10 protein-coding genes and 2 tRNA genes are annotated in these 11,529 nt (G+C 61.5%); 5 read left to right on the top strand and 7 right to left on the bottom strand.

What is annotated here, in order from left to right; all coding sequences use genetic code 11:
* The 4 genes from B9N88_RS07605 to uvrB form a co-directional block, all read right to left on the bottom strand.
* A tRNA-Glu gene (locus B9N88_RS07605) sits at nt 1-76 on the bottom strand.
* 78 nt (nt 77-154) lie between these two features.
* Nucleotides 155-230: transfer RNA gene (locus tag B9N88_RS07600), tRNA-Ala, on the bottom strand.
* A gap of 147 nt (nt 231-377) precedes the next feature.
* Complete coding sequence (gene gltX, locus B9N88_RS07595; protein WP_005789780.1) at nt 378-1,859, bottom strand: glutamate--tRNA ligase; 1,482 nt, start codon at nt 1,857-1,859, stop codon at nt 378-380.
* Nucleotides 1,860-1,992: 133 nt separating this feature from the next.
* Nucleotides 1,993-4,008 carry an excinuclease ABC subunit UvrB gene (gene uvrB, locus B9N88_RS07590; RefSeq protein WP_027604059.1) on the bottom strand — a complete coding sequence of 672 codons (2,016 nt, stop codon included), beginning with the start codon at nt 4,006-4,008 and terminating at the stop codon, nt 1,993-1,995.
* Between the two features lie 342 nt (nt 4,009-4,350).
* Here uvrB and B9N88_RS07585 point away from each other — a divergent pair, with 342 nt between their 5' ends.
* Nucleotides 4,351-5,547: an amino acid aminotransferase gene (locus tag B9N88_RS07585; RefSeq protein ID WP_027604058.1), complete on the top strand. Its 1,197-nt coding sequence runs from the start codon at nt 4,351-4,353 to the stop codon at nt 5,545-5,547.
* A gap of 101 nt (nt 5,548-5,648) precedes the next feature.
* Nucleotides 5,649-5,858 (top strand): hypothetical protein, encoded by a 210-nt coding sequence (locus tag B9N88_RS07580; RefSeq protein WP_016970937.1) that lies wholly within the window; start codon nt 5,649-5,651, stop codon nt 5,856-5,858.
* Here B9N88_RS07580 and B9N88_RS07575 read toward each other — a convergent pair.
* On the bottom strand, nt 5,855-6,727 hold the full coding sequence (locus tag B9N88_RS07575) for a putrescine utilization regulator PtrR (protein ID WP_027604057.1): 873 nt from the start codon (nt 6,725-6,727) through the stop codon (nt 5,855-5,857). The two genes, B9N88_RS07580 and B9N88_RS07575, sit on opposite strands and share 4 nt — an antisense overlap.
* Before the next feature lie 103 nt (nt 6,728-6,830).
* Between B9N88_RS07575 and B9N88_RS07570 the strand changes: the two genes are divergently transcribed.
* From B9N88_RS07570 to B9N88_RS07560, 3 genes are all read left to right on the top strand, one after another.
* Complete coding sequence (locus B9N88_RS07570) at nt 6,831-8,222, top strand: aldehyde dehydrogenase family protein (protein WP_027604056.1); 1,392 nt, start codon at nt 6,831-6,833, stop codon at nt 8,220-8,222.
* 73 nt (nt 8,223-8,295) lie between these two features.
* Nucleotides 8,296-9,738 carry an ATPase domain-containing protein gene (locus B9N88_RS07565; protein ID WP_027604055.1) on the top strand — a complete coding sequence of 481 codons (1,443 nt, stop codon included), beginning with the start codon at nt 8,296-8,298 and terminating at the stop codon, nt 9,736-9,738.
* Nucleotides 9,739-9,761: 23 nt separating this feature from the next.
* Nucleotides 9,762-10,118 carry a response regulator gene (locus B9N88_RS07560; RefSeq protein ID WP_027604054.1) on the top strand — a complete coding sequence of 119 codons (357 nt, stop codon included), beginning with the start codon at nt 9,762-9,764 and terminating at the stop codon, nt 10,116-10,118.
* Between the two features lie 2 nt (nt 10,119-10,120).
* Here the strand turns inward: B9N88_RS07560 and B9N88_RS07555 are convergent, their stop codons facing one another.
* Both B9N88_RS07555 and B9N88_RS07550 read right to left on the bottom strand, forming a co-directional pair.
* Complete coding sequence (locus tag B9N88_RS07555) at nt 10,121-10,426, bottom strand: protealysin inhibitor emfourin (RefSeq protein WP_027604053.1); 306 nt, start codon at nt 10,424-10,426, stop codon at nt 10,121-10,123.
* 14 nt (nt 10,427-10,440) lie between these two features.
* Complete coding sequence (locus B9N88_RS07550) at nt 10,441-11,502, bottom strand: M4 family metallopeptidase (RefSeq protein WP_027604052.1); 1,062 nt, start codon at nt 11,500-11,502, stop codon at nt 10,441-10,443.
* Nucleotides 11,503-11,529: the final 27 nt, after the last annotated feature.

Here is an 11,529-nt window from a genome sequence, read left to right as displayed (position 1 = left end):
TGGCGTCCCCTAGGGGACTCGAACCCCTGTTACCGCCGTGAAAGGGCGGTGTCCTAGGCCACTAGACGAAGGGGACAAAACCTTCTGTACAGCTGACCAGCGCTGAGAGCTGATCGATTCAAGGACGGTGTGGCCAGACCTTGAACCTGTAGATTGGTGGAGCTAAACGGGATCGAACCGTTGACCTCTTGCATGCCATGCAAGCGCTCTCCCAGCTGAGCTATAGCCCCTCATCGGTGAGGACGGGGCGAATCTTAATGGCGGTTTGGAAAGGTGTCAAATTTATTTTCAACATTTTCCAAAATTTTTTGCCGGGATAACAATCACTTACCGACGAAACCCCGGAAAACCTGGGTTTCGTCGCTGCAACGGACTGCTTAAGCGATAGCGCCCAACAGCTTTTCCCACTCTTTGTTTTCTTTCTTCGATACACCACCAAGCAAATCAAGGGCTTGGCGCAGGCGGAAACGGGTCAGGTCCGGGCCGAGAATTTCCATCGCATCCAGCACCGACACCGAACTGGCCTGCCCGGTGATCGCGGCAAACATCAGCGGCATGGCATCGCGCAATTTCAACTCCAGGGATTCCACCACCGCCTGGATCGTCGCAGTGATCGCGTCCTTCTCCCACTGGCGCAGGCTTTCCAGCTTCCACAGGATCAGTTGCATCAACTGGCGAACCTGGTCACCAGAGAGTTTCTTCGATTCGAACAACTTGGCATCCGGGTTAACGCCACCGGCAAAGAAGAAGCTGGCCAACGGTGCGACCTGGCTGAACGTCTCCACCCTGCCCTGCACCAGCGGCGCGATCTTCATCATGTATTCAGGGTTCAGCGCCCATTGCTGCACGCGGCTGGCGAATTCTTCCACCGGCAGATCACGCAGCCACTGGCCATTGAGCCACGAGAGTTTCTCGATATCGAAGATCGGCCCGCCCAGGGACACGCGGGACAGGTCGAAGTTATCGACCATTTCCTGCAGGGAGAACTTCTCGCGCTCGTCCGGCATCGACCAGCCCATGCGCCCCAGGTAGTTGAGCATCGCTTCGGGCATGAAGCCCATGCGCTCGTAGAACGTCACCGAGGTCGGGTTCTTGCGCTTGGACAGCTTGCTCTTGTCCGGGTTACGCAGCAGCGGCATGTAGCACAACTGCGGCTGTTCCCAGCCGAAGTATTCGTAAAGCAGGATCAGCTTCGGCGCCGATGGCAGCCATTCTTCACCGCGCAGTACGTGGGTGATGCCCATCAGGTGGTCGTCGACCACGTTGGCCAGGAAGTACGTCGGCAGGCCGTCGGTCTTCATCAACACCTGCATGTCCATGCGGTCCCACGGGATCTCGACGTCACCGCGCAGCATGTCCGGCACCACGCACACGCCTTCGCTCGGCACCTTCATGCGGATAACGTGAGGTTCACCGGCGGCCAGGCGGGCAGCCACTTCCTCTTTCGACAGCAGCAATGCGCGGCCATCGTAGCGCGGGGTTTCGCCACGGGCCTGTTGCTCGGCGCGCATCTGGTCGAGTTCTTCAGCGGTGCAGAAACATGGGAACGCATGACCCATGTCCACCAATTGCTGGGTGTACTGCTTGTAGATGTCGCTGCGCTCGCTCTGGCGATACGGACCGTGCGGGCCGCCGACGTCCGGGCCTTCGGCCCAGGTAATGCCCAACCAGCGCAGGGCATCGAAAATCTGCTGTTCCGACTCGCGGGTGGAGCGCAGTTGGTCGGTGTCTTCGATCCGCAGGATGAATTCACCGCCGTGCTGCTTGGCAAAGCAGTAGTTGAACAAGGCGATGTAGGCAGTGCCGACGTGGGGATCCCCAGTAGGCGATGGCGCGATGCGCGTGCGGACGGTGGTCATGGCAGGTCTCGAATGGGCGATATAACTGAAATTGAAACAAGGGGCGAATGGTAACAGCCTGGGTGATTTCTGGAAAACCGAGGCGCAGCCATCGGGGGCAAGCCCCCGATGAGGCCGGTCAAGTCACCACCAATCAAACCGCCAGCAGGCGCTCGCGCAACTTGCCAATTTCATCGCGGGTCTGCGCCGCGGCCTCGAACTCCAGGTCCCGCGCCAACTGGTACATTTTCTCTTCCAACTGGCGAATCCGCTTGGTGATCTCACTCGGCGAGCGCAGTTCGTTTTCGTACTTGGCGCTTTCCTCGGCGGCCTTGGCCATGCCCTTGCGCTTCTTGCTGCGCGAGCCCGGCACGGTGGCGCCTTCCATGATGTCGGCAACGTCCTTGAACACGCCCTTGGGCGTAATGCCGTTTTCCAGGTTGAAGGCTATTTGCTTGTCACGACGGCGTTGCGTCTCGCCAATCGCCCGCTCCATGGAACCGGTGATGCGGTCCGCGTAGAGAATCGCCCGGCCATTGAGGTTACGCGCCGCGCGACCGATGGTCTGGATCAGCGAGCGTTCGGAACGCAGGAAGCCCTCCTTGTCTGCATCGAGGATCGCCACCAGCGACACTTCCGGCATGTCCAGGCCTTCGCGCAGCAGGTTGATGCCCACCAGCACATCAAAGGTGCCCAGGCGCAGGTCGCGGATGATTTCCACGCGCTCCACGGTGTCGATGTCCGAGTGCAGGTAACGCACGCGCACACCGTGGTCGGCGAGGTAGTCGGTCAAGTCTTCGGACATGCGCTTGGTCAGCGTGGTGACCAGCACACGCTCCTCCAGCGCCACGCGCTTGGTGATTTCCGAGAGCAAGTCGTCGACCTGGGTCAGCGCCGGGCGGATTTCGATCTCCGGGTCGACCAGGCCGGTGGGACGCACCAGTTGCTCGATCACACGGCCGGCATGCTCGGCCTCGTAGTTGCCCGGCGTGGCCGACACAAAGATGGTCTGCGGGCTGATGGCTTCCCACTCGTCAAAGCGCATCGGCCGGTTATCCAGTGCCGACGGCAGACGGAAGCCGTACTCCACCAGGGTTTCCTTGCGCGAACGGTCGCCCTTATACATGGCGCCCACTTGCGGCACGCTGACGTGGGATTCGTCGATCACCAGCAGTGCGTCGTCGGGCAGGTAGTCGTAAAGGGTCGGCGGCGGCGCGCCGGACTCACGGCCCGAGAGGTAGCGCGAGTAGTTTTCGATGCCGTTGCAGTAGCCCAGCTCGAGGATCATCTCCAGGTCAAAGCGCGTGCGCTGCTCCAAACGCTGGGCTTCCACCAACTTGTTGTTGGCGCGCAGGTACTCCAGGCGCTCGGCCAGCTCGACCTTGATGCCCTCGATGGCGCCCATCAGGGTTTCGCGCGGGGTCACGTAGTGGCTTTTCGGATAGAAGGTGAAGCGCGGCAGCTTGCGGATCACCTCGCCGGTCAGCGGGTCGAAGGCCGACAGGCTCTCGACTTCATCGTCAAACAGCTCGATGCGGATCGCCTCCAGGTCGGATTCGGCCGGGTAGATGTCGATCACATCGCCACGCACGCGGAAGGTGGCGCGGGCAAAATCCATGTCGTTGCGGGTGTACTGCAGGCTGGTCAGGCGGCGCAGCAGCTCGCGCTGGTCGAGTTTGTCGCCGCGGTCGACGTGCAGCACCATCTTCAAATAGGTTTCCGGGCTGCCCAGGCCATAGATGCACGACACCGTGGTGACGATGATCGCGTCCTTGCGCTCCAGCAGCGCCTTGGTCGCCGACAGCCGCATCTGCTCGATATGGTCGTTGATCGACGCATCCTTCTCGATAAAGGTATCGGAGGACGGTACATACGCTTCGGGCTGGTAGTAGTCGTAGTAGGAAACGAAGTATTCCACCGCGTTGTTCGGGAAGAACGCCTTGAACTCGCCGTACAACTGCGCGGCCAGGGTCTTGTTCGGAGCCAACACCAGCGTGGGGCGGTTGATCTGCGCAATCACGTTGGCGATGCTGAAGGTCTTGCCCGAACCGGTCACTCCGAGCAGCGTCTGGTGCGCCAGGCCGGCCTCGATGCCTTCGACCATCTGGCGAATGGCCTCGGGCTGGTCGCCGGCAGGTTCAAAGCGGGTGACTAGTTGGAAATCCGACATAACGTACCTCTTGAAGTCACCCCAGACTGTAAACCCGTCGGGGACGAAAAAGACCACAACCCGCGAAGTTTCAGAGCAGGTCGTAGGAAAAAACCATGATAGCTGTAGAAGTGGTGGCGAATGTGACGGGTTTCAAGGCAATCGTCCTGTCTGCCGTGGTTGATCAATGTTGCAATAAGACTAACGGTCGGCAAATAAACCGAAAAACTTGGCCGAAAAGCCGTTTCGGTTGTCGCCCTCAGCGGTGATGGCCTCTATACTAGCTCCCCGTTTGTGCACCGCTCTAGTGCATTCGGCTGGAGCGCGACACGTCCCTCCCTTCCCCCATAGAGCTGCCGCAAAATGAGCCTGTTCTCCGCTGTCGAAATGGCACCACGCGATCCAATCCTGGGCCTCAACGAAGCATTCAACGCCGATACACGAACCACCAAGGTCAACCTTGGCGTGGGCGTTTACTGCAACGAGGAGGGGAAGATTCCACTCTTGCGTGCCGTTGCCGAAGCGGAAGCCATTCGCGTGGCGCAACACGCCGCCCGTGGCTACTTGCCGATCGACGGCATCGCCGCCTACGACAAGGCCGTGCAGACCCTGCTGTTCGGCGCTGAATCGCCACTGCTGAACGCTGGCCGCGTCACCACCGTACAAGCGGTAGGCGGCACCGGCGCCCTGAAGCTGGGTGCAGACTTCCTCAAGCAATTGCTGCCAGGCGCTGTCGTTGCGATCAGCGACCCGAGCTGGGAAAACCACCGCGCCCTGTTCGAAACCGCCGGCTTCCCGGTGCAGAACTACCGCTACTACGACGCCGCCACCCACGACGTGAACCGTGCCGGCCTGCTCGAAGACCTCAACGCCCTGCCGCCCCAGTCCATCGTGGTGCTGCACGCCTGCTGCCATAACCCGACCGGCGTCGACCTGAGCCCGGCCGACTGGCAGAACGTGCTGGACGTGGTCAAGGCCCGGAACCTGGTGCCGTTCCTCGACATGGCCTACCAGGGCTTTGGCGACGGCATCCACGAAGACGCCGCCGCCGTGCGCCTGTTCGCCGAGTCAGGCCTGACCTTCTTTGTCTCCAGCTCGTTCTCCAAGTCGTTCTCCCTGTACGGCGAGCGTGTGGGCGCGCTGTCCATCGTCGGCGACTCCAAGGAAGAAAGCGCGCGCATCCTGTCCCAGGTCAAGCGCGTGATCCGCACCAACTACTCCAACCCGCCAACCCATGGCGCAGCGATTGTTGCCGCGGTGCTCAACAACCCTGAGCTGCGCGCCCAGTGGGAAGCCGAACTGGCCGAGATGCGCCTGCGCATCCGTGGCATGCGTGAGCAGATGGTTGCCGAGCTGGCCAAGGCTGCGCCGGGCCACGACTTCAGCTTCGTCGGTCGCCAGCGCGGGATGTTCTCCTACTCCGGCCTGACCGTTGAGCAAGTCACCCGCCTGCGCAGCGAGTTTGGTATCTACGCGCTGGATACCGGGCGTATCTGCGTGGCGGCGTTGAACCAGTCGAACATTGCTGCGGTAACAAAGGCGATTGTTCAGGTTCTATAAGCCTGACGGCGTCATACGAAGGGGGAAGCCGATGGCTTCCCCCTTTTTATTGGCGAACCCACTAGACTGAACCCTGATTGCCCCTTTGCTGTGAGAGCCCTATGAGAAACGACGACCTGGACCTGCGCGCCGACCGCGACGAACTGCACGACTACACCCCGCGCGCGCCCCAAGCCAAGCGCCAGAAAAGCCTGGTGTTGCAGGTGGCGCTCGGGGTGTTCCTGGGTGGATTGGCGTTGTGGCTGGTGCAATTGGGCGCGACGGCAATCATGGCCAAGCTGGCCATGGGCACCTTCCAGTTCGGCGGCTAGGCCGACGCCACACCCTGCTCTTCCAGCAACTTCACAAAACTGTTCAAACTCTGCGACACGGTGCCCCGGCGCCAGATCAGCCAGGTATGCAGGGTGCGAAAACTGTCCGTCAGCGGCCACACGCTCACCGTGGTAAACCCCGGCATGCTTTCCAGCATGCTGCGTGGCATCAGCGCCAGGCCGGCCCCGGCGCTGACACAGGCGAGCATGCCGTGGTAGGACTCCATCTCGAAGATCCTCCCCGGCACCGCGCCGTCCTGTGCGAACCAGCGCTCGAAATGGTGCCGGTAGGAACAGTTGGAGCGAAAGGTGTAGATGCTCTCCCCGTTCACATCCTGCCCTCGCGTGATCGGCGCGTGGTGCAGCGGCGCAATCACCACCATCTCCTCCTCGAACACCGCCACGCCTTCCAGGGTGGCATGCAATACCGGCCCATCGACGAACGCCGCCGCCAGCCGTCCCGACAATACGCCCTCGATCATCGTGCCTGAAGGCCCGGTGCTCAGGTCCAATTCAACCTTGGCGTGCTTCTGGTTGTAGGCCGCGAGCAGCGCCGGGATGCGCACCGCCGCCGTGCTTTCCAGGGAGCCGAGGGCAAATGCGCCCTGGGGCTCCTCCCCCGCCACCGTCGCGCGGGCTTCCTGCACCAGGTCGAGAATACGCCGCGCATAACCGAGGAAATTCCATCCGGCGGGCGACAGGCGCAGGCGACTCTTCTCGCGGATAAACAACTCCACGCCCAAATCCTGCTCCAGTTGCTTGATGCGCGTGGTCAGGTTCGACGGCACCCGATGAATCAACTGTGCGGCGGCGCTGATGCTGCCTTGCTCGGCAACGGCCTTGAAGATTTCCAGCTGCACCAAGTCCAAGTCATTCTCCAATCGTGAATGTATTACTTAATATTATTCAGTTTCCAGAAAACATGCATCCCCGTAGGCTGAACCCATTCCACTCTTTCAGCCGGACGGTGCCATGAACGCTATTTCCCACCAGACCCACGCCCTGTCGATCAACCCCGCCACCGGCGAAACCGTCGGCAGCTATCCCTACGAAAACGCCGCGCAACTGGACGCAGCCCTCGACCGCGCCACCGCAGCCTTCCGCACCTGGCGCCGCGAGCCGGTCAACCAGCGCGCCGAACTGCTGCTGGCCCTGGCCGGCGCACTGCGCGATCAAGCCGAAGAAATGGCGCAGATGATCACCCTGGAAATGGGCAAGCCCATCACCCAGGCCCGCGCCGAAATCGAAAAATGCGCCCAGCTCAGCGAGTGGTATGCCGCCCACGGCCCGGCCATGCTGGCCCCGGAACCCACCCTGGTGGACAACGGCAGCGCCCGGATCGAATACCGCCCGCTGGGCCCGATCCTCGCCGTGATGCCGTGGAACTTCCCGGTATGGCAAGTGCTGCGCGGCGCCGTGCCGACCCTGCTCGCCGGCAATACCTACGTGCTCAAACACGCGCCGAACGTGATGGGCAGCGCCTACCTGATGAAAGCAGCGTTGCAGAAAGCCGGTTTCGCCGAAGGCCTGTTCGAAGTGATCAACGTGACCCAGGACGGCGTCTCCACCGCCATCGCCGACCCGCGCATCGCCGCCGTCACCCTCACCGGCAGCGTACGCGCCGGCATGGCCATCGGCTCCCAGGCCGGCGCCGCGCTGAAGAAATGCGTGCTGGAACTGGGCGGCTCCGACCCGTTCATCGTGCTTAACGACGCCGACCTCGACGCCGCCGTGCAGGCCGCCGTGATCGGCCGCTTCCAGAACAGCGGCCAGGTCTGCGCCGCCGCCAAGCGCCTGATCATCGAAGCCGGCGTGGTGGACGCCTTCACCGCCAAGTTCGTCGAAGCCAGCCGCGCGCTGGTGATGGGCGACCCGACCTCGGCCAGCACCTACGTCGGCCCGATGGCGCGCTTCGACCTGCGCGACGAGCTGCACGGCCAGGTCCAGGCCACCCTGGAAGAAGGCGCCACCCTGCTGCTGGGCGGCCACAAAGTCGCCGGTGCCGCCAACTACTATGAGCCGACCGTACTGGCCGACGTCACCGACCAGATGACCTCGTTCAAGCAGGAACTGTTTGGCCCCGTGGCCTCGATCATCACCGCCCGCGATGTCGACCACGCCGTGGCCCTGGCCAATGACAGCGAGTTCGGCCTCACCGCCAGCCTCTTCACCACCGACCCGGCCAAGGCCCGCGACATCGCCAACCAGCTGGAAACCGGCGGGATCTTCGTCAATGCCTTCAGCGTGTCCGACCCTCGGGTGGCGTTTGGCGGCGTGAAGAAGAGCGGGTTCGGGCGCGAGTTGTCGCATTTTGGCCTGCGCGAATTCTGCAATGCGCAGACCGTATGGCTGGATCGCAAGTAGCAGCAGTGAACAAATGGCGTTAGCATTCTGTCCACTCGGCTTAACAGCATGTTTTTAGGGTCAGGATCGCACTGTGGAAAAGCTAAATCGCCTTCAAAGCGGAATCGAAGGGCTGGACGCTCTGCTCAAGGGAGGGCTGGTGTCTGGGGCGTCCTACATCATTCAGGGCCGCCCCGGCTCAGGTAAAACCATCCTTGCCAACCAGCTGGGGTTTCATCACGCGCGTAATGGCGGCCGAGTCCTGGTTGCCACGCTGTTGGCGGAATCCCACGACCGCCTTTTCCAGTTCCTCTCTACCCTGAGCTTTTTTGACGCCTCCCGTGTCGGCGCCGAAATCCAGTTTGTCAGCGCCTTCGACACCCTGGAAAACGAAGGCCTCGACGAAGTGGTCAAGCTGCTCAGGCGTGAGATCAGCAGGCAGAGGGCCACCGTCATGGTGGTGGACGGCTTGTTGAACGCGCGTTCCAAGGCCGACTCGCCGATCGACACGAAAAAATTCATTTCCGAACTGCAAGGGCATGCCGCCTTCGCCGGTTGCACGGTGTTGTTCCTCACCAGCTCACGCCTGGATGACGGCAGCCCCGAGCACACCATGGTCGATGGCGTGATCGAAATGGGCGAGGAACTGTTCGGCACCCGTTCCGTGCGCCGTATCCAGTTACGCAAGACCCGCGGCAGCGGCGCGCTCACCGGCCTGCACGAGTGTGAAATCAACGACGACGGCCTGGTGGTGTACCCGCGCCTGGAAAGCCTCTATGGCCGGCCGTCCGCGCCCGACAGCGCCGACCTGACGCGCATCGCCAGCGGTATCGACTCGTTGGACGGCATCCTCGGCGGCGGGCTGCACAGTTCCAGCGTGACCCTGGTCATGGGGCCGTCGGGCATCGGCAAGACCACCCTGGGCCTCAAGTTCCTCTCGGAATCGACGGTAGACGCCCCCGGCCTGCACTTCGGCTTCTACGAAAGCCCTCAGCGCCTGCGGCTCAAAGGCCAATCCCTGGGCATCGATATCCAGAAGATGGAAGACAGCGGCGCACTGACCATCGCCTGGCAGCCCACCACCGAAGGCCTGCTGGACGGGCTGGGGGCGCGATTGCTGCGCCTGGTCGAGGAAAAGGGCATCAAGCGCCTGTTCATCGACAGCTTGAGCGGCATGACCCGCGTCTCCAACAACCCGGCACGTATCACCGATTTCTACAGCGCACTGATGAACGAACTGCGCGCCAGGGGCGTCACGGTCTTCGCCACGTGGGAGATGCATGATCTGTTCGGCGCGGAGGTCACTTCCCCCGCGTCTGAACTGTCGAGCATTGCCGACAACCTCATGCTTATGCGTTTCTTCGAGATTCAGTCTGAACTTAGAAGGACGCTTTCCATTCTTAAGGTCAGAGACAGCTTTTATGACCCCTCATTATTGGAGGTGGTGATCCGTGACCAAGCCGTTGACTTAAGAAAGGTTTCAACAAATGCCCCCTCAGTTGCATCCAATTCAGCGCTGCCTGGTTCAGCTTTTTAAGTCTTTGGGTAGGTTGAATTGACATGGCCACTATCCTGGTCGTCGATGACGAGTACTTGATCGCCGATATCCTTGCCTACGCACTGGAAGATGAGGGGTTCATGGTCGTCACAGCTGGCAATGGGAAAAAGGCGCTGGAGGTGCTGGAGCGAGAACGGCCGTCGCTGATCATCACCGATTTCATGATGCCGGTGATGGACGGTGAGGAGTTCGCCGAAGCGGTGCGCGCACTGCCGGCCGTCAAGCACCTGCCGATTATCCTGATCAGCGGCGCGCAGGCCCATATCGGCATGCAGCGCTCGGACCTGTTCGATGCGGTGCTGGACAAGCCGTTCGACATCAACAAGCTCATTACCAAGGTGAAGGAACTGCTGGGGTGACCTCAACTGCGGATATGCCGGCGCACACACTGCACCAGCCCATCCAGCGCCTGCGACTTCACCGGCGCGAGCACGCACACCGTATGTTCCTGCTGGCCTTCCTTCACGGTCAGGGTGTAGTGCACCTGGCCCGGATTTCCGGGCTCTGGCGTGGTGCTCTGCGGCAACTGAAAGAAGTTTGAAGCCTCGATCAGTTGCCGCAACTCTTGCTGGTCCGGCTCGGGCAACGTGTTCAACTCCACCGTACGAGGCTTGGTCAAACCCGGAAAAAACGCCGGCCCGCCGTTTTCCTTGATCGAAATTTGCATGGCTGTTCCTCACGTCAGACGTTAATGCCAACCGCTTTCCAGCCCTCCTTGACCGCCTTGTGCTCATCCTTGTTCGCGCCGTAGAGACGACCGGCGATATCGTAGGTTATACGCGCAAAACGTAAAAACCCCGAGTTAGGCCGCAACCGCGCATCGCGCAGCGCGTCATACCAGATACGTCCTGCGCGCTCCCAGGCAAACCCGCCAATCCGGGTCGCCACCTGATAGAACGCATGGTTGGGAATGCCGGAATTGATATGCACCCCACCATTGTCCTCGTAGGTCTGGACAAAATCATCCATATGCCCTGGTTGGGGGTCCTTGCCCAGCAGCTTGTCATCGAACGCGGTGCCGGGGGCCTTCATCGAACGCAGGGCCACGCCTTTGATCTTCTTGGTGAACAACCCTTTGCCGATCAGCCAATCGGCGTCTTCGGCGGTTTGCTTCAACGCATACTGCTTGATCAGTGAGCCGAACACGTCCGAGAGCGACTCGTTCAGCGCGCCGGACTGATTGAAATACATCAGCTTGGCCTCGTCCTCGGTGACGCCGTGGGCCAATTCATGGCCAATCACATCGAGGGCCACCGTGAAGCGGTTGAACAACTGCCCATCGCCGTCGCCAAACACCATCTGGGTCGAGTTCCAGAACGCATTGTTATAGTTCTGGCCAAAGTGCACGGTGGCATCCAGCGCCATGCCGGCATCGTCGATGGAGTTGCGGTCGAACACCTCTTCGAAAAAATCGAACGTGGCACCCAAGCCGTCATAGGCTTCGTCCACGGCGGCGTCGCCACTGGCGGGCTGGCCTTCACCGCGGACCAGCTTGCCCGGCAGGCTGTCGGTGCCTTCGGCGCTGTAGATCGAGCGCCGTTTGCCGGCGCCCATGACCAGGGCCATGTGGGCCGGCCCCTTGGCGGGCACTGCGACCATGCGCAGCGAACGGAACGTGCTGTCCTTGGCGCGGGTGCGCAGCGCGATGTCGCGCTGGGCCTTATCACCGTGACGCGCGATCTGGTCGAGCATATACGGTGGGATCAGGCAGAAAATCGGGTTGCGGTGGTGGCGATCACACATTAGCTGGCTCCCTGTTGGCATATGGTG

Source organism: Pseudomonas sp. LAMO17WK12:I1, assembly GCF_900177315.1.
Taxonomy (GTDB): Bacteria; Pseudomonadota; Gammaproteobacteria; order Pseudomonadales; family Pseudomonadaceae; genus Aquipseudomonas; species Aquipseudomonas marginalis.
Note: the sequence above shows the minus strand (reverse complement) of the source record. Positions and strands in the feature narration are given on the sequence as shown.

Bases quoted from the DNA above. Each gene is read 5' to 3' on its own strand.
- gltX (WP_005789780.1), bottom strand. From the start codon at position 1,859: ATGACCACCGTCCGCACGCGCATCGCGCCATCGCCTACTGGGGATCCC.
- uvrB (WP_027604059.1), bottom strand. From the start codon at position 4,008: ATGTCGGATTTCCAACTAGTCACCCGCTTTGAACCTGCCGGCGACCAG.
- B9N88_RS07585 (WP_027604058.1), top strand. From the start codon at position 4,351: ATGAGCCTGTTCTCCGCTGTCGAAATGGCACCACGCGATCCAATCCTG.
- B9N88_RS07580 (WP_016970937.1), top strand. From the start codon at position 5,649: ATGAGAAACGACGACCTGGACCTGCGCGCCGACCGCGACGAACTGCAC.
- B9N88_RS07570 (WP_027604056.1), top strand. From the start codon at position 6,831: ATGAACGCTATTTCCCACCAGACCCACGCCCTGTCGATCAACCCCGCC.
- B9N88_RS07560 (WP_027604054.1), top strand. From the start codon at position 9,762: ATGGCCACTATCCTGGTCGTCGATGACGAGTACTTGATCGCCGATATC.
- B9N88_RS07555 (WP_027604053.1), bottom strand. From the start codon at position 10,426: ATGCAAATTTCGATCAAGGAAAACGGCGGGCCGGCGTTTTTTCCGGGT.
- B9N88_RS07550 (WP_027604052.1), bottom strand. From the start codon at position 11,502: ATGTGTGATCGCCACCACCGCAACCCGATTTTCTGCCTGATCCCACCG.